Annotated in this window: 16 protein-coding genes; 7 read left to right on the top strand and 9 right to left on the bottom strand. The window is 67.3% G+C overall.

Going from position 1 to position 17,011, the window contains the following annotated elements; translation table 11 throughout:
- Positions 1–55: 55 nt before the first annotated feature.
- The 7 genes from G6N28_RS26135 to G6N28_RS26105 all read right to left on the bottom strand — a co-directional run bounded on the left by G6N28_RS26135 (position 56) and on the right by G6N28_RS26105 (position 6,472).
- Positions 56–883, bottom strand: a complete 828-nt coding sequence (locus G6N28_RS26135; RefSeq protein ID WP_163905483.1) for a mycofactocin-coupled SDR family oxidoreductase — start codon at positions 881–883, stop codon at positions 56–58.
- A gap of 15 nt (positions 884–898) precedes the next feature.
- Positions 899–1,645 (bottom strand): SDR family oxidoreductase, encoded by a 747-nt coding sequence (locus G6N28_RS26130; protein ID WP_163905481.1) that lies wholly within the window; start codon positions 1,643–1,645, stop codon positions 899–901.
- An 18-nt stretch (positions 1,646–1,663) separates the two neighbouring features.
- Positions 1,664–2,335 (bottom strand): MBL fold metallo-hydrolase, encoded by a 672-nt coding sequence (locus G6N28_RS26125; protein ID WP_163905479.1) that lies wholly within the window; start codon positions 2,333–2,335, stop codon positions 1,664–1,666.
- A 40-nt stretch (positions 2,336–2,375) separates the two neighbouring features.
- Positions 2,376–4,022 carry a DUF885 domain-containing protein gene (locus G6N28_RS26120; RefSeq protein WP_163905477.1) on the bottom strand — a complete coding sequence of 549 codons (1,647 nt, stop codon included), beginning with the start codon at positions 4,020–4,022 and terminating at the stop codon, positions 2,376–2,378.
- The gene (ypfJ, locus tag G6N28_RS26115) at positions 4,015–4,905 is read right to left on the bottom strand and encodes a KPN_02809 family neutral zinc metallopeptidase (protein ID WP_163905474.1); all 891 of its coding nucleotides are present in this window, start codon (positions 4,903–4,905) and stop codon (positions 4,015–4,017) included. Before ypfJ ends, G6N28_RS26120 begins: the two co-directional genes overlap by 8 nt.
- A 61-nt stretch (positions 4,906–4,966) precedes the next feature.
- A complete protein-coding gene (locus G6N28_RS26110; protein WP_163905472.1) occupies positions 4,967–5,470 on the bottom strand; it encodes an SRPBCC family protein in 504 nt (167 codons plus the stop codon).
- 114 nt (positions 5,471–5,584) lie between these two features.
- Positions 5,585–6,472: an oxidoreductase gene (locus tag G6N28_RS26105; protein WP_235674702.1), complete on the bottom strand. Its 888-nt coding sequence runs from the start codon at positions 6,470–6,472 to the stop codon at positions 5,585–5,587.
- 77 nt (positions 6,473–6,549) lie between these two features.
- On the opposite strand from G6N28_RS26105, the gene aspS reads away from it, so the two are divergent.
- Positions 6,550–8,322 carry an aspartate--tRNA ligase gene (aspS, locus tag G6N28_RS26100; protein ID WP_163905468.1) on the top strand — a complete coding sequence of 591 codons (1,773 nt, stop codon included), beginning with the start codon at positions 6,550–6,552 and terminating at the stop codon, positions 8,320–8,322.
- A 4-nt stretch (positions 8,323–8,326) separates the two neighbouring features.
- Here aspS and G6N28_RS26095 read toward each other — a convergent pair whose 3' ends face one another.
- A complete protein-coding gene (locus tag G6N28_RS26095) occupies positions 8,327–9,844 on the bottom strand; it encodes an aldehyde dehydrogenase family protein (protein WP_163905466.1) in 1,518 nt (505 codons plus the stop codon).
- A gap of 183 nt (positions 9,845–10,027) precedes the next feature.
- Between G6N28_RS26095 and G6N28_RS26090 the strand changes: the two genes are divergently transcribed.
- From G6N28_RS26090 to G6N28_RS26070, 5 genes are all read left to right on the top strand, one after another.
- Complete coding sequence (locus tag G6N28_RS26090) at positions 10,028–11,326, top strand: cytochrome P450 (protein WP_163905464.1); 1,299 nt, start codon at positions 10,028–10,030, stop codon at positions 11,324–11,326.
- Positions 11,327–11,364: 38 nt separating this feature from the next.
- Positions 11,365–11,763, top strand: a complete 399-nt coding sequence (locus G6N28_RS26085) for an SCP2 sterol-binding domain-containing protein (RefSeq protein ID WP_046750269.1) — start codon at positions 11,365–11,367, stop codon at positions 11,761–11,763.
- Positions 11,764–11,781: 18 nt separating this feature from the next.
- Complete coding sequence (locus G6N28_RS26080) at positions 11,782–12,945, top strand: NAD(P)-dependent alcohol dehydrogenase (protein ID WP_163905462.1); 1,164 nt, start codon at positions 11,782–11,784, stop codon at positions 12,943–12,945.
- A 103-nt stretch (positions 12,946–13,048) separates the two neighbouring features.
- The gene (locus G6N28_RS26075) at positions 13,049–14,305 is read left to right on the top strand and encodes a PucR family transcriptional regulator (protein WP_163905454.1); all 1,257 of its coding nucleotides are present in this window, start codon (positions 13,049–13,051) and stop codon (positions 14,303–14,305) included.
- Positions 14,306–14,384: 79 nt separating this feature from the next.
- The gene (locus tag G6N28_RS26070; protein ID WP_163905452.1) at positions 14,385–15,668 is read left to right on the top strand and encodes a LuxR C-terminal-related transcriptional regulator; all 1,284 of its coding nucleotides are present in this window, start codon (positions 14,385–14,387) and stop codon (positions 15,666–15,668) included.
- Positions 15,669–15,687: 19 nt separating this feature from the next.
- On the opposite strand, the gene G6N28_RS26065 is transcribed toward G6N28_RS26070, so the two are convergent.
- A complete protein-coding gene (locus G6N28_RS26065; protein ID WP_163905450.1) occupies positions 15,688–16,482 on the bottom strand; it encodes an SDR family NAD(P)-dependent oxidoreductase in 795 nt (264 codons plus the stop codon).
- A gap of 56 nt (positions 16,483–16,538) precedes the next feature.
- Here G6N28_RS26065 and G6N28_RS26060 point away from each other — a divergent pair, with 56 nt between their 5' ends.
- On the top strand, positions 16,539–16,961 hold the full coding sequence (locus G6N28_RS26060; RefSeq protein ID WP_163905448.1) for a nitroreductase/quinone reductase family protein: 423 nt from the start codon (positions 16,539–16,541) through the stop codon (positions 16,959–16,961).
- Positions 16,962–17,011: the final 50 nt, after the last annotated feature.

The raw sequence follows: 17,011 nt of genomic DNA, 5'->3' as shown, positions 1-17,011 counted from the left end.
GATTCGGCGGGGAATTGGGGGTGTACGCGTCTGCTCGCGGGAAGAAGGTGACCGCTCAGATCTTCAGATAGCCCTTGTCGGCGGGTATCTGGGCGGCGGTCACCAAGGACGACGCGTCGCTGGCGAGCCACACCACGATGTCGGAGATCAGGTCGGGGTCGGCCAGCGACTCCGTCGACAGCGCGCCGGGGGAGAAGCTGTGGATGTAGTTGGGGTGATCGGCGAAGATCTGCCACATCGAGGTGTCGTTACCCATCGGGGTGTCGGTGCCGTACGGATGCACCGAGTTGACCCGAATACCGAACTCGCCCAACTCGACTGCCAGCGAGTTGGTCAAGCCGACGAGGCCGAACTTGCTGGCGCAGTAGTGCCCGCAGCCCGGAACGGCCTTGATCCCCGCGGCTGAGCTGATCGTGATGATCGATCCACCGTTGCCCGCCTCGATCATCGGCGGCACCACCGCCTTGATTGTGTTCCACACCCCGGTCAGGTTGACGTCGAGCACGTCCTGCCACTGCTTGGCCGAAATCTCCCACAGCCGACCCCAATTCATCACACCGGCGTTGGCGACGACGATGTCGAGGCGGCCGAACTGTTCGACGGCACTGGAGACCACGCGCTGTTGCCCGGCGGCGTCCCGCACGTCGACGTGATCGGCGAGGATCTTGCGGCCCTCGCCTTCGACCAGGCTCACGGTCTCGGCGAGGTCCTCGGGTAGGGCGGGTGGATAGCCGTTGTGCTCGGCGACCGGCCCACACGCGTCGATCGCGACGATGTCGGCCCCGGCCCGCGCCAGCCGAACGCAGTGCGAGCGTCCCTGCCCGCGGGCCGCGCCCGTCACGAAAGCGACCCGGCCCGCCAACGGGGCGTCGAGTTCGGTCATGCCGCAACCTCCTGTCTAGTTGGCGCCTGCGGCCAGCCATTCGTCGAACGTGGTGGGCTCGATGCGGGCATCTTGCCCCGGCAGCAACACATTTCCCGCCATCGACACCCCGAACACGCCTGACCAGGTCGGCACCAGTTTGACCCGGTGCCCCCTGACCTCCAGCGTGCGACGCGCCATGTCGACGAGGTCCTGGGTTTCGGGCCCGGCCACGTCGACGTAGCGGCCCCGCGGCTCACCCGTCACGACTTCGGCGAGCACCCTGGCGATGTCGTCGGGCGCGATCGGCTGGACGAGCAGCGGGGCGATGGTGGCCACACCGTCCTGCTCGGTCCACCCGGCGACCATGGCCGCGAAATCGTGAAACTGCGTGGCGGGCACGATCGTCCACGGCACGGGGCCCTCGGTGATCAGCCGCTCCTGCTCGCGCTTTCCGGCGTAGTGCGGGTTGCCCTCGATGCCGTGGATACCCACGATCGACAACAGCACGTGGTGGCGCACGCCGGCACGTTGTTCGGCGGAAAGCAGATTGGCGGTGGTGGTGCCGAAGTAGGCCTCGGTCTGCTCACGGTCGGTGGGCGGTGCGCTGATGGCGTCGAGAACCGCGTCGACCCCTTCGAGCGCGGCGTCCAGGCCCTCGCCGGTCATCAGGTCCACGCCGAGCGATCGGCTGATGCGGACCACGTCGTGGCCGTCACGCTCGAGGAATCTGACCGCACGGGCCCCGATGTTGCCGGTCGCTCCGGCCACCGCGATGCGCATGATCTGACCTCCTTGGGTTCACAATGCGGCCGCGGCCGCACGGAGCCGCACACCGGCAGCTGACGCTATCGGGTCGCCGTGGCCGAAACAGGCGGTTTCGAAATCGAGTTCGGCAAGCCGGCGGAACGAGGCGACGGTTCGGTCGCGATCCTGGTTGAACGTGCCGAGCGTGACTCGGCCGACGTTGGCGACCGTGTCCCCGGTGAACAGCACCCCATGTCGGGGCAGGTGGATGGCGATGCTGCCCTCGGTGTGACCGGGCACCGCAATGACCTCGGCGCCGCCACCGAAGTCGAGCACGTCGCCGTCGGCCAACACCTGCACGACGGCGACGGGCGGTGCCGCGTCGGGCAGGTCCGCCGAAACCCGTTGGTGAATCGGAATTTCCCAGTCCTCGAACACCGGCGGCGGCAGGGCGGTGCCCGCCCGGATCGCGGCCGCATCACCTGCGCCCGCGCACACGGCGGCACCGGTCAGGCTGCGCAGTTCGGCGGCGGATCCGGCGTGGTCGACGTGGCCGTGGGTCAACACGATCCTGTCGATCCCGGCGACCGCGGCGGCGATCTGCGCGCCGGAGCCGGGCGCGCCGGTGTCGATCAGCGTGACCGTGCCCGCGTCGTCCCAGACATAGACCTGCCAGCCGTGCACGCGCAGCATCGTGAGGTGGGGCGTGACGGTGAAGGTGTCCATGCCAGGACGCTAGGGCGGGCCGGCGCCGATCGCCAGAGAATCAGCCCGTGGCGAAATCGGTCATCAGCGCCGACCTGAGCACGTCCAGCGGCAGACCGCCCAGATCCAGTGCCCGGCTGTGAAATTCCTTCAGCCCCACGCCGCGGCCGGCCGATTCCTCACGTAGGTTCTGCCAGACACGTTGCCCGATCGCATACGACGGCGCCTGACCCGGCCACCCCAGGTAGCGGTCCAGTTCGAACTGCAGGTGCTCGTCGTTCATCGCGCTGTGGGACTGCAGGAATGCCCACGCCCGGTCGGCGTCCCACACCCCGCCGTCGGGCGCCGTCAGGCCGCAGTGCACCCCGATGTCGATGCATACCCGGGCGGCCCGGAAGCGTTGTGCATCAAGCATTCCCATCCGATCGCCGGGGTCGTCGAGCCAGCCCAACTCCGCCATGAGCCGCTCGGCGTAGAGCGCCCAGCCCTCTCCGTGCCCGGACACCCAGCAGCCCAGCCGACGCCATCGGTTCAGCCGGTCGGCCAACACCACCGCGCGCCCGATCTGCAGGTGGTGGCCGGGCACACCCTCGTGGTAGACGGTGGTGGTCTCGCGCCAGGTGTGAAAGGTGTCGACGCCGTGCGGCACCGACCACCACATCCGTCCGGGCCGCGTCAGGTCCTCCGACGGCCCGGTGTAGTAGATGCCGCCGGTGTGGGTCGGCGCGATCCGGCACTCCAGCCGGCGCAGCGGCGCGGCGATGTCGAAATGCGTGTCGGTGAGCGACTCGACGGCACGATCGGACAGCTCCTGCATCCACGCCTGCAGCGCGTCGACGCCGTGCAGAACGTAGCGCTCATCCTCGTCGAGGCGCAGCAGGGCCTCAGCCACCGTCGCGTCCGGATAGAGCTGACGGGCGATCGATTCCTGTTCGGCGACAATGCTTTGCAGCTGCGCGAGACCCCACTCGTAGGTTTCGTTGAGATCGACGCTCGTACCCAGAAACGATCGGGACCACAGCCGGTACTCGTCGCGGCCGACGCGGTCGTGCGGACGTGCGTGCGGGGCGATTTCGTCACCGAGGACCCGGGCCAGCTCCCGGTAGGCATTGGCGGCGTTGGCGGCGTGCTGGCGCAGATCCTCCTGCAGCGCCGCGTTGTCCGGCACCGCGTCGGCGACCAGATCGACGAAGAACTGCTGGATACCGGTGGCCTGCTCGATTCCGCGGACTACCTGGCGCACGGCCGGCGCGCGTCCGTCGGCCACCGCCGCCCGCAGTGCGTCGGCGTAACCGAAGACCCGGTCCGGCAGCCGGGACAGCCGCACGGCGATCAGCGCCCAGTCGTCCTCGGTCTCGGTGGGCATCAGGTCGAAGACGTCGCGCATCGACTGCAACGGCGAGGCGATCACGTTCAGCGTGCCGACGTCGAGACCGGCGTCGTGGATTTCGAGCGCGATTCCGAGCCGTTCGCGCATCGCGGCGATCGTGACGTGGTCGACGTCGTCGACTGGTTGCGTGCCGTCGAGGGCGCGCAACGCTTCTCGGGCCGCATCGGCGCGCGCGGCGACGCCGGCGCGGGAGTAGTCGGTGATGTCGTCATCGTGTCCGGTGACACCCATGTTCGTTGCCGCGCAGGGGTCCAGGGCGGCGAACACTTCCAGGTAGCGCTCGGCGACAGCGTCGACCGCCGACGACGCCCTAGCCAAGATCGTTTGTCGCGAAGGTGTCGCACGCGTTCGGGTCGCCGGTGCGGTAGCCCTCGGTGAACCACTTCTGGCGCTGGGCTGCCGAACCGTGCGTCCACGCCTCGGGGTTGACCTGACCGGTGGTCTTCTGCTGGATGCGATCGTCGCCCACCGCCGCCGCGGCCGACAGCGCATCAGCAATATCCTTGTCGCTCAACGGCTCCAGGAACGGCACGCCGGTGCCCTCCTGTTTGGTGATGGTGGCATGGTGCGCCCACACGCCCGCGTAGCAGTCGGCCTGCAGTTCGGTGCGCACACCGCCGCCCGTCGCACCCGCCGCACCCGGGCCCTGCGAATGCCCCAGCGCACCGGTGAGGTTCTGGATGTGGTGCCCGAACTCGTGGGCGACAACGTATTCCTGCGCCAGGGGGCCGCCGCTGGAACCGAATTGATCTTTGAGCACGTTGAAGAAGTCGACGTCGAAATAGGCCGTCTGATCGGCTGGGCAGTAGAACGGTCCGACCTCACTCGTCGCTGCGCCGCAACGGGTGTCGACGCCGCGGGTGAACAGGTGAACCTGCGGCCGGGTGTAGCCCGGCATCAACTGGGACCACACCCCGTCGAGTGAGTTTCCGGTGGCGACCACACGGCACTCGGCTAGCGCGTTGGCGTCGGCGCCGGTCTGGCACTGGCTCAGATCGAAGCCCGGCGCGTCGACAGCGTCGGTGCCGATCTGCTGCTGGGGCACGACGGTGCTGGGATCCACGCCGAGAAACAGCGCCACCACCAGGACCAGAAGCCCGCCGACACCGCCGCCGATCGCGATTCCCCGGCCGGGTCCGCGGCCTCCGCCGCTGGTCGAGGTGGTGCTCGTGTCGATCCGCATGCCCTCGTTGAAGGTCATGTCGACCAGCTTTGCACATTCACCGCGAAATGAGGTTCCGGTACAGAATCCGGTCTTCGGTTCAGGACACCCGGTAGCGCTTGTCGGTGTAGTCGCGCAGGTTGTAGAGGAACTTCTGGAACATCCAGCCCATCACCGGACGCCCCAGCGCCATGCCGAGGCGGGCCGCGACGCCGTTGGGTTTCATCGCCATCACCCAGGTGAGATGACAGCCTCCCGGCGTCTGCACCACGCGGTAATCCTCAGCGAACGCGGCGATACTGTCGGTCGATGCCTCGTTGAACCGAAACGCCATGTGGCTGTAGGGCTGCCACGCGAGGAACTCCTCGTCGCCGACGATCCCGCCGCGCATGTGCACGGTGCGGGTGGTGCCGACGCCGCGTGGTTCCGGGCTGGTCCAGGTGACCTTGGTGATCACCGTGGCCCACCGCGGCCAGGATTCGGCGTCGGCGAGCACCTCGAACAACTGCTCGGGCGTGATCTTGAGGTCGACCGTGCTGACGAACCGATACGGTGCGCTCTGGATGAAGTCGAGGCCGACGCGCTCGCATGCGTGCATGGCCATAGACCCTAAAGGACGCCGCCTAGTCGAGGTGTGCGCCGAGACCGACGCTTTGGCTGGTTTCCGGCCGCCGAATCGACCACTGCGTCGGTGTCGGCGCGCCCTCGGGGTCCAGCTCTAGCCGGGGCCGTCGCTTGCGGCGGCCAGCAGCGGCACCACCACGTCGCTGATCGGGGTGGCGATCCCGTGTTCGGCCGCCTTGCGCGTGATCACCCCGTTGCGGATGTCCCACTCCAGCGGCCGGTCGGCCTCGCGGTCGGTGAGCATCGACGTCGTGAGGTCCTCGGGCACCCGCGCGAACAACTTCACCGTCTCCTCGATTACTTCGTCACCGAGCTCAGCGCCCTCGGCTTGCGCGACGGCGAGGCATTCGGCCAGGTAGCGACGGCTCAACGCCGCCACGTCGTCACGGCGGAACATCCCCGAGCGGCGCCCGCTCAGCACCATCAACCCCGCGAGCGCGTTGACCAACAGCTTGCGCCAGGCCTCGGTCACGAAGTCCGGATCCAGTTCGACCGTCGCCGACGAACCACGCATCACCTCGGCCACCCGCGAGGCCGCGTCGTTGGCGGGCAACACAATCCGCACCGGGGTGCGCAACCAGATCCCGCCTTCGGGGTGCGGTTCGGCCGAGAACCACAACACCGCGGGCACCACCGTCGCCGTCGGGCAGTGCGGGCCGACGCGCGCCACCTGCTCGACGCCGTTCTGCAGGGCGCACACCACTGTTCCCTCGTCGCACAGCCGCTGTAACCAGGCGGCGGCACCCGCGTTCTGGGTGTCCTTCACCGCCAGCAGCACCGCGTCGAGGGGGCCCTCGATCTCCGCGGGGTCGGTCAGCACCGGGCCCGGCACCACGATCGGCGCCCCGTCCCCGGGCCGCACCTCGATGGAGTCGCGGGCACTGCGCCCGCACAGGAGCACCTTGTGGCCTGCGGTGTGCACCAACGCAGCCACGGTGGAGCCGATGGCCCCGGGGCCGACGACGGCGATCGGAGTGCGCACGACGGCCACGCTACCGGCGCAAACGGCACCCTTACACTGGGTCAGTTGTCCCATCAGCCGATTTCCAGGGAGTTTCAGTGCTGCGCACTCACGCCGCCGGGTCGTTGCGGCCCGTCGACGCCGGTCAGAAGGTGACTTTGGCAGGCTGGGTGGCACGTCGTCGCGATCACGGAGGGGTCATCTTCATCGACCTGCGCGACGCATCCGGAGTGTCGCAGGTGGTCTTCCGCGAGGCTGACGTGCTGGAGGCCGCCCACCGGCTGCGCGCGGAGTTCTGCGTCGCCGTCGACGGGGTGGTCGAGATCCGGCCCGAGGGCAACACGAACCCCGAGATCCCCACCGGGGAGATCGAGGTCAACGCGACGGCGTTGAGGGTGCTCGGGGAGAGCGCGCCGCTGCCGTTTCAGCTCGACGAGCAGCCCGGCGAGGAGACCCGTCTCAAGTACCGCTATCTCGATCTGCGCCGCGAGGGTCCGGGCAACGCAATCCGGTTGCGTTCCAAGGTGAATGCGGCGGCGCGTGAGGTGCTCGCGCGCCATGACTTCATCGAGATCGAGACGCCGACGATGACGCGCTCGACGCCGGAGGGGGCGCGTGACTTCCTGGTTCCCGCGCGCCTTCAACCCGGGACGTTCTACGCGCTGCCGCAGAGCCCGCAGCTGTTCAAGCAGCTGCTCATGGTGGCCGGTATGGAGCGCTACTACCAGATCGCGCGGTGCTACCGCGACGAGGATTTCCGCGCCGACCGGCAACCGGAGTTCACCCAGCTCGACATGGAGATGAGCTTCGTCGAGACCGAGGACGTCATCGCGATCTCCGAGGAGATCATCACTGCACTGTGGGCGCTGATCGGCGACCAGGTGCCCACGCCACTGCCGCGGATGACCTACGCCGAGGCGATGCGCCGGTTCGGCACCGACAAGCCCGATCTGCGGTTCGGGCTGGAGCTCGTCGAGTTGACCGACTTCTTCAAGGACACGCCGTTTCGGGTGTTCCAGGCGCCCTACGTCGGCGCGGTGGTGATGCCCGGGGGTGCCTCGCAGCCGCGACGCACGCTGGACGCCTGGCAGGAATGGGCCAAGCAACGCGGCCACCGCGGGCTGGCCTATGTCCTGGTGAACGAGGACGGCACCCTGGGCGGGCCGGTCGCCAAGAACCTCTCCGACGCCGAACGTGAGGGCCTGACCGCCGCCGTCGGCGCGTCACCGGGGGACTGCGTGTTCTTCTCGGCCGGTCCGGCCAAGACGTCGCGGGCGTTGCTGGGGGCGGCCCGCGTCGAGATCGCCAAGCGGCTGGACATGATCGACGACGACGCGTGGTCCTTTGTCTGGGTGGTCGACTTTCCGATGTTCGAGCCGGCCGACGAAGCGGCCGCGCACGGCGACGTCGCCGTCGGATCCGGCGCGTGGACGGCGGTCCACCACGCGTTCACCGCGCCCAAGCCCGAGTTCGAGGACTGCCTCGACACCGATCCCGGCAGCGTCCTGTCCGAGGCTTACGACCTGGTCTGCAACGGCAATGAGATCGGCGGCGGCTCGATTCGTATCCACCGTCGCGACGTCCAGGAGCGCGCGTTCAAGGTGATGGGCATCAGCCCGGAGGAAGCCCAGGAGAAGTTCGGATTTCTGTTGGAGGCGTTCACGTTTGGTCCCCCTCCGCACGGCGGCATCGCGTTCGGTTGGGACCGCATCACGGCGTTGCTGGTGGGCTCCAACTCGATCCGGGACGTGATCGCGTTCCCCAAGTCCGGTGGCGGGATCGACCCGTTGACCGGCGCGCCCGCGCCCATTACGCCCCAGCAGCGCAAGGAATCCGGGATCGACGCCAAGCCGAAGGTCGACGGCGACTGAGCCGCTAGGCGCGCGGTTTGGACAGGAGCGCGTCGAAGATGTGGCGATCGATGCTCTGGGTCAGATCGATGTGCACATGTTTGGTCTCGGTGTACTCGTCGAGCGCGTCTTCGCCCAGCTCGCGGCCCAAGCCGCTCTGCTTGTAACCACCGAACGGCAGCGCGGAGTCGATCTGGTGCCAGTTGTTGATCCACACCGTGCCCGCACGCAGTTGTGCCGCGACCCCGAGCGCGCGCTCGTAGTCTGTGCTCCACACCCCCGCGCTCAGCCCGTACTGCGTGTCATTGGCCTGGCGCACGGCGTCGGTCTCGTCGGCGTAGCGCAGCACGCACAACACCGGCCCGAAGATCTCCTCGCGCGCGATCTCCATGTCGTTGGTGACCTCGGTGACGATCGTCGGCTCGACCCAATAGCCCTTGGCGAAGCGGCGACCGCGCGGAGCCCCGCCGCCTAGCACGACCTTCGCGCCGCTTTGCCTGGCGTTGTCGACGAAGCCCAGTACACGGTCGCGTTGCTGGGCCGAGATCAGCGGTCCCACATCGGTGTCGAAGTCGGTCGTGTCTCCCAACGTCAACGCGGAGGCGCGGTCGACAAGCCGATCGACCACGAGGTCATACATGTCGTCGGGCACCAACAGCCGTGTACCGGACTCGCAGATCTGCCCCGAGTACAGCATGCAGCCGAACAGCGCCCCGTCGACGGCGATGTCGAGGTCGGCGTCGTCGAGCAGGATCTGAGCGCCCTTGCCGCCGAGCTCGAGGGAGATCCGCTTGACCGTGCCGGCTGCCAGCCGCATGATCTCGCGGCCGACCGCGGTCGATCCGGTGAAGGCCACCTTGTCGACGTCGGGATGTTCGGCCAGCCGCGCCCCGACTGTCGGCCCCGGACCGGTGACAAGGTTGATGACACCGTCGGGCACGCCGCACTCCTGGGCGATCTCGCACAGGCGCAGCAGCGTCAACGGCGCCTTTTCGTCGGGCTTGACGACAACCGAGTTACCGGCCGCGAGCGCCGGCCCGATCTTCCAGATGCCCAGCAGCAGCGGAAAGTTCCACGGCACGATCGCCGCGCAAACACCAAGGGGCTCACGACGAATCACGTTCGTCGACAATGTGGGGTACGCCTGGGTCGACACCTGCCGCTCCCAGTTATAGGAGGCCGCGAGCTCGGCGAAGTGCAGGAAATGCGGCGCGGCGTAACCGATATGAAAGCCCATTGCCTGCCGCACCGTGGCGCCGTTGGCGTGCAACTCCAGATCGACGAGCTCGTCGAGTTCCTCACCGATCCGATCGGCGATCGCGACCATCACCTTCGACCGATCGGCGGGAGCCAGCCGCGACCATGAACCCGACTCGAACGCATCGCGGGCGGCCGACACGGCCGCGTCGGCGTGTTCGACATTCCCGCGGGCGATGGTGGCGAAAACCTTCTCGTTGGCCGGGTCGCGGATCTCGTCGGTCTCCACGGAGTCGACGTGCTTGCCGTTGATGAACATCTCGTAGTGTCTGACGCCCACAGCCATGGTGACTCCTTCGACTCGGTCGTCACGTAGTCAACCGGACACGTGTCGCGCCGTGCCATCGCTCGAAGGACGGGTTGACGTCGCCCTCTCGTGAGAGATCGAAGGCCGGCACCCCTGTCGGGAGATGCACTTGCCCCGTGTGCTGGATCCTCAGAAACCCTTGCCGGTGGCAATCTCCTGGGCATGACCTCTATCGCCGAGCATCCCCTGATGATCACCGACCCCGACCTGGACCTGTCGGCAAGGTCGTTCTGGGCGCAGGACTTTGAGGAACGCGAAAAGGCATTCGCCCGCCTGCGCAACGAGTGCCCCGTCTCCTATCACCGCCCCTACGAGTCCACGCTGCTGCCTCCCGACGAGAACACCCCCGGGTTCTGGTCGGTGACCCGATACAACGACTGCCGTTACGTATCACGCAACCCCGAACTGTTCTGCTCCAGCAAGGGCGTGTTGATGGAGGACATGCCCGAGATCGTCATCACCGCGACCGCCGGGTTCTTGGTGATGGACGGCGAGCAGCACCGCCAGATGCGCGGTGTCGTCGAGCAGGCCTTCACACCCCGGAACACCCGCAACATCTCCGAATGGGTGGCGGAGCACGCCCGCAAACGGCTCGACGAGATCATCGACCGCGGCGAAGGCGATTTCTGCGAGGACTACGCGAAATACGTTCCTGGTCGCATCTTCGCGCACTTCTTCGGGCTCACCGAGGACAGCGAAGAACAGCACATCGTGATGGAGGCCGCCGAGCGGATGCTGGCGTGGGACGATCCCCGGATGGCGCTCGGGCGCGACGCGTTGACCACCCACGCCGAGGAGGCCGAACGCATTCAGGAGATCGCGCTGCTGATGGCCGAGCAACGCCGCAAGGAACCCAAAGACGACCTCCTGAGCTGGGTGGTCAACGCGGAGTTCGAGGGCAAGAAGCTCGACGAATGGGAGATCGCCGCGTTCTTCTCGATGCTGGCCTCGGCCGCCAACGACACGACGCGCCACTCGATCGCCCACGCCGTGCACCTGTTCTCCAAGCACCCCGACCAGCGTGACCTGCTGCTCGAAGACCTGCCAGGCCGGGTCGGGTCGGCTGTCGAGGAGATCGTCAGGCATGCCAGCCCGGTGATGCACTTCCGGCGCACGGCAACTCGCGATGTGGTCATCGGCGACGCGGAGATCAAGGAAGGCGAGCACGTCGTGATGTGGTACTGCTCGGCCAATCGCGACCCGGAGGAGTTCGCTGACCCGGGCAAGTTCGACATCCTGCGCAGCCCCAACAGACATCTCGGTTTCGGTGCCGGGGGCCCGCACTTCTGCCTCGGCAGCGCCCTGGGCCGACAGATGCTGCGCTCGGCGCTGACCGAAATCTATACCCGCATCCCCGACATCGAGTTGACCGGTGAGCCTGACTTCCAAATCAACAACTTCATCCGCGGGGTGCACGCCCTACCCGTGCGTTGGACCCCACCCGCCAAGACAAGCAGCTGACCACCCGATGCGCCGGCTACACCACTCGAGAGGGAATCATGGCCTATTACAACAACGCTGAAGAGATCTACAAGTACCTCGGCGGGGTCTTCCGCGCCGCCAACGACACCGAGGTGGGTCCGAAACTCAAGGCCGCCGACATCGATCTGCAGGTCTACTACACCGACCCGGATGCGACGATCACAATCCGGCTGCGCGAACCGAACATCGAGGTCGTCGACGGCGGCGACGACGGCGACGCCGATGTGAAGCTCTTCATGCCCGCCGATATCGGCGACAAGTTCTGGCGCGGGGAATACAACCTCGGCGTCGGCCTGGCGAAGGGGCAGGTCAAAGCCAAAGGACCGGTCAACAAGATCCTCAAGCTGGTGCCGCTGACCAAACCGCTGTTTCCGGTGTACCGAGAACTCGTGGCAGACAAGGACGCCGCCGTCTGAGACGGCGCGGATCAGGGTATGAACAACGAAAAGGGCGCCGCGTCCAGCGTTCCGACGCTGGACGTCGCCAACGTGACACCGCGCATCGCACGGGCGGCGGTGCTGCGCACCGAAGGCGGGCCACTGTCACTGGAGGAGGTCGTGCTGGCCGAGTTGGCCGACGACGAGGTGCTGGTGCGCATCGCCGGTGTCGGGGTCTGCCATACCGACATCTCCGCGGCCGAGGGCCTGGTGCCGCTGCCACTGCCCGCGGTGTTGGGGCATGAGGGAGCCGGTGTCGTGGAGGCGGTGGGAACGGCGGTGAGCAACCTCGTTCCCGGAGATCATGTGGTGTTGACTTTCGGCTTCTGCGGCGAGTGTGACACGTGCACCGACAAGACGCCCGCGTACTGCGATCTGTTCGGACCGCTGAACTACTTCGGCGAGCGGCTCGACGGCAGCGTCACCCTGCGCTTCGGCGGCGAGGAGATCCACGGCAACTGGTTTGGCCAGTCCTCCTTCGCCAGCATGGCGATCGCCAACAGCCGCAACGCGATCCGAGTGCCCAAGGACCTGCCGCTGCAGCTGTTGGGTCCGTTCGGGTGCGGATTGCAGACCGGCGCGGGCGCCGTGATGAACGTGATGCGCCCCAGCACCGGCGACAGCCTGGCGGTGTTCGGGATGGGTGCGGTCGGGCTGGCCGCTGTCATGGCAGGCAAGGCCCTCGGATGTGCTCCGATCATCGCGATCGATATCAACGAGGCGCGCCTGGAGACCGCCCGCGCACTCGGCGCCACCCACTGCGTCAACCCAACGCAGACAGACGATGTCGTCTGGGAGGTGATGCAGATGGCGCCGAAGGGCATCGACCACTCGCTCGATGCGGTGGGGTCCAACGCCGTCATCCGGCAGGCACTGGAGATTCTGGGGTCGCCGGGGCATTGCGTCACGCTCGGCTTCGAGGGGATGGAACACGACATCACGATCGACCAGGGCCATCTGCTCCTGGGGCGGCGGCTATCCGGGGTGATCGAGGGCGACGCCGACCCACGGACCTTCATCCCGGTGCTGATCCAGCTCTACCGGGACGGCAAGTTTCCCTTCGACCGGCTGATCGCAACCTTTCCGTTCAATCAGATCAACGAGGCGATCGCGGCCTCCAAACGCGGCGACGTCATCAAGCCGGTGGTCGTTTTCGAATGATCGAGCCAGCGCGGTAATTCCGCCGCGCAGCGACGCCCAAGTGCTACCGTCACTCTGTCGGGTGCGCGGTTTGGGGGCGTAATTGGCTCAAGACCATATGCGCATGGCTTCGGAAGCAGCGGCCTCAGTCGACGGAGCGGCGCTGGGTGAGCGCATCGGGTTGCGCGCGTTCGCCGTCATCACCGAACTGCACAACCTCGAAGACAAAGACCTCGAGCAGTTGACGGTCGAGGCCGCTTACAGCAACGTGCAGGCGGTCCTGCGCGGGTTCGCGGCCGCGGAGATAGCGTCGTCGGCCCAGGCCCCCGAGGCGACCCTGAACTGGGTGTCCACCCTGGCGCAGCGAGGCATCACCGTCGCCGTGATTCCGCGCTGCTACGTGATCGGGTTGGCGATGTGCGACGCCGCGCTGCGCGAAGCGGTTCAGGAGCTGCAGGTTCCCGAAAAGGTGAAATGGCAGATAGCCAACGCCGCTTCGCAGTACCTGTTCGGGTACTGCGAAAAGGTCACCGGCGACCTCGTCGATCATTATCAGCGGGAACGTGAACTGTGGGTGCGCGGCGCGGACTCCGTGCGTGCCGAACTGGTACTGGCCATCGTGGCGGGACGCCCCGTGGACCTTCGCGCCACCAGCGCGGCGCTGGGCTACAACCTCGACCGGCCTCACGTCGCGATGATCGTCTGGAGCGACCCACGCAGCCAGGACAAACCACCGCTTCAGGCCCTGAAGCGCACCGCCGCCGAAATCGCCCATCACCTCAAAGGCACCGAGCTGCTTGTCGTGCCCGCCGGCGCGATGATGGTGTGGGCGTGGACAAGTGGGCCTGATGTCGTCGACTATCCACCCAGAAGGCTGTCCGTGGACGCCCCGCTTTATGCGGCGGTCGGAGGCGTGGGCCACGGGTTGGACGGTTTCGTTCAATCCCATCGGCAGGCGCGTGATGGTCGCCGCCTCAGCGGTGTGTTCTCCCATCCCGCGGGCACGATGATTCATCACCGCGACGTGGCGCTGGATGCACTGCTGACTCACGACCTGTTGGCAGCCGGACAGTTCGTGAAAAATGTGCTCGGCGAACTCAGTTCAGACACCGAACGCAACCGCAGGCTGCGCGCGACGCTCGCCGTGTTCTTCGAGGAGAACATGAGCTGGGTGAGGACCGCAGAGCGGCTCGGGGTGCATCAGAACACCGTGATGTATCGCGTTCAACAGGCCAAAGACCTGCTCGGATCGTCGTTCACCGAAAATCGTCTCCAGCTGGAGGTGGCGCTGCGACTGGCCGCTGCAGGCGCGAACCTCAGCCCCGGCGGGTTGGCCAGCGCCGGCCAGCCCGACACACCGGAGCTGCTGGGCGATCTGTGACGAGGTTCCAGCCCCCGGCAAAAGATTTGGAAGCCGCTTCCATGTCCAAGCAGGTGTCGACTTTCTACCGTTGATGGCTATGACTACTGCCACCAGCGAACTCACCGCCGAGCGCTGGGCCGCCCGCGCCGCCACCCTCCGGCCCGTTCATCCGGGCCGTGGGTGCAACGGTGAGGAATGGTCGGTGGTCGGCGAGCCGCTGCGCGACCCCGGGTTGCGTGAGCGGGTGGCCGCCGTGCTCGACGACGTCGCGGCGCTGCCGGGCTGCGAGGACGTCGAGCCAATCGGAGACGGCCGCGACTTCGCCCGCGTGCTGACCGCCCTCGGTTCGGCGCATGAACGGCTGGCGTCGATGGCCTCGGAGACCAGGATCACGGTGCTGGCCCCGGCCGCGGCCCAGCTGGTCGAACTGCTCACCGAGGTCGGGAGACTGCAGGTTCAGGTCACGCAGGCGCAGACAAGGCAACGCAACGACCGTTACGCCGCCATCCGCAACGCGCTGTCCCGGCTGCACGGTATCGATTCGATCGAGCAGATGCTGGTGAAGGCGCCTGAGGAACTGTGCCGCTGTGGGTTTGACCGCGTCATCGTCTCCGCGATCGAGGAATCGACGTGGCGGGTGGAAAGCGTGCACGTGAAGGGCGACCCCGAATGGGCCGATGAAATCGCTCGGGTCGGGCGCGAACATCCGACGCAGATCGACCACACCCTCATCGAGAGCGAGATCATGCGTCGCCGCACCCCGGTACTCGTTCGCGACGCGCAACACGAGCCCCGCACCAACGCAGCCATCGGGCAGGCGTCGTTGTCCCGGTCCTATGTGGCGGCCCCGATCATGCCGAACGGCCGCATCGTCGGTCTGCTGCACGCCGACTGCTACAACAGCCGCCGCCACGTTGACGCGGATGACCTTGCGGCACTGTGGATGTTCGCCGAAGGATTCGGTTACGCATACCAGCGCACCGCGCTGAGCGAGCGGCTGCGTTCTGCGCGCAACGAAATCCAGCGCATGGCACGCGATATCGCGACCGCCGCCGACGATGTGTGCACCGCCAGGACGGCTCTTGGACGGCCCCAGCCACATCGGGACGCCGGGTGCGCGTCGTCGCCGGTGGCCGTCTCCCTGGCGGCCGAGACCAGTGTCAAATCGCGACTGTCGCACCGCGAGATCGAGGTGGTGTCGCTGATGGCCGAGGGTAAGAGCAACCGCGCCATCGCCACCCATCTCGTGATCTCCGAGGGCACGGTCAAGACCCATGTCAAACACATTCTGCGCAAGCTCAAGGCGTCGAACCGGGCCGAAGCGGTGTTTCGCTACATGCGGATGACCGCGGTGCACGGCGCCCCGCCGGCGGCGCGCTAGCCACCCGACCCGAGGGCGGCTAGCGCGGCCAGTGGCAGCCGGTCAACTCCGTGGACAGCTCCCACAGCTTGCGTGCCATGTCGCGATCGCGTGCCTTGGCCAGCGGTTTGGTGACCTTGGGCGGGCCCAACTGGTTGAAGCGTGGCGCCAGATAGGTGCCGCTGGGCAGGTCGGTGGTGACCGCCTGGACGGTGGCGCGCGCGCCCTGGGCGGGGGTGTGCAACAGGCGTCGAATACGCCGGTGCTCGGCCATGCCCAACGACCGGGTGATGTCGGTGTCGGTGGCACCGGGGTCGGTGGCGTAGGCGCGCACCCCGCGGGCGGCCAACTCCGCGACGAACAACAGGTTGGCGAGCTTGGACTGCCCGTAGGCACCCCACTTCGAGTACTTGCGGGTGTGCCAGTTGAGGTCGGCGAGGTCGATGCGGCCGAACAGGTACATCGCGCTGGCCACCGAGATCACCCGATCGGTGATCCTGTCGCCGAGCAGACACGTCAGCGCGAAGTGCCCGAGATGGTTGGTGCCGATGTGGGCTTCGAACCCGTCGGCGGTCCGGGTCAACGGCACCCCCATCACGCCGGCGTTGTTCACCAGCACGTCAACGCTGTCCACCGTGTCGGCGAACGCCTTGACGCTGGCCAGGTCGGCCAGGTCGAGGTGACGGACCTCGACGTCGCCAGCCATTTCGGCGGCGGCCTGCTCGCCTTTGGCGAGGGTCCGGCAGGCGATGACCACGCTGTGCCCCTCGGCGGCCAGCGCGGCGGCCGTCGCCTTGCCGACCCCGCTGTTGGCGCCCGTCACGATTACCCGCATGGGCCGATTATGCGGGCCCCGGGAATAGCGGCGCGGCTTCGGGCGCTCAACTGCACATGACCGACCTGTCTGAGCGCAAGGCTTTCAACGCAAACATCGTCGACGAGTTCCGCGCGAACAGCGGCAAGGTCGGCGGCCCGTTCGAGAATGCGACGCTGCTGTTGCTGACCACGACCGGGGCCAAATCGGGCCGGCAGCGCATCTCGCCGCTGGCGTACTTCTCCATCGACGGCAGGATCCTCATCGCCGGTTCCAACGCCGGAGGCGACGTGCACCCCGCGTGGGTGCACAACCTGCGGGCCGAGCCGAGGGCGCATGTCGAGGTGGGCACGACGGCCTACGACGTGATCGCCCGCGAACTGCCGTCCGCCGAGCGCGACGAGCTCTACCCGAAGGTGGCTGAGATCTCACCGGTGTTCGCCGAGTACCAGGCCAAGACCAGCCGCGTCATCCCGCTGTTCGAGCTTCAGAAGGCTTGATTCGCGGCGATTGTGCGGTCTCATACGCTGTGACCGGCGCGTCGCGTATG

It is taken from the genome of Mycolicibacterium pulveris, from assembly GCF_010725725.1.
Lineage (GTDB): Bacteria > Actinomycetota > Actinomycetes > Mycobacteriales > Mycobacteriaceae > Mycobacterium > Mycobacterium pulveris.
Note: the sequence above shows the minus strand (reverse complement) of the source record. Positions and strands in the feature narration are given on the sequence as shown.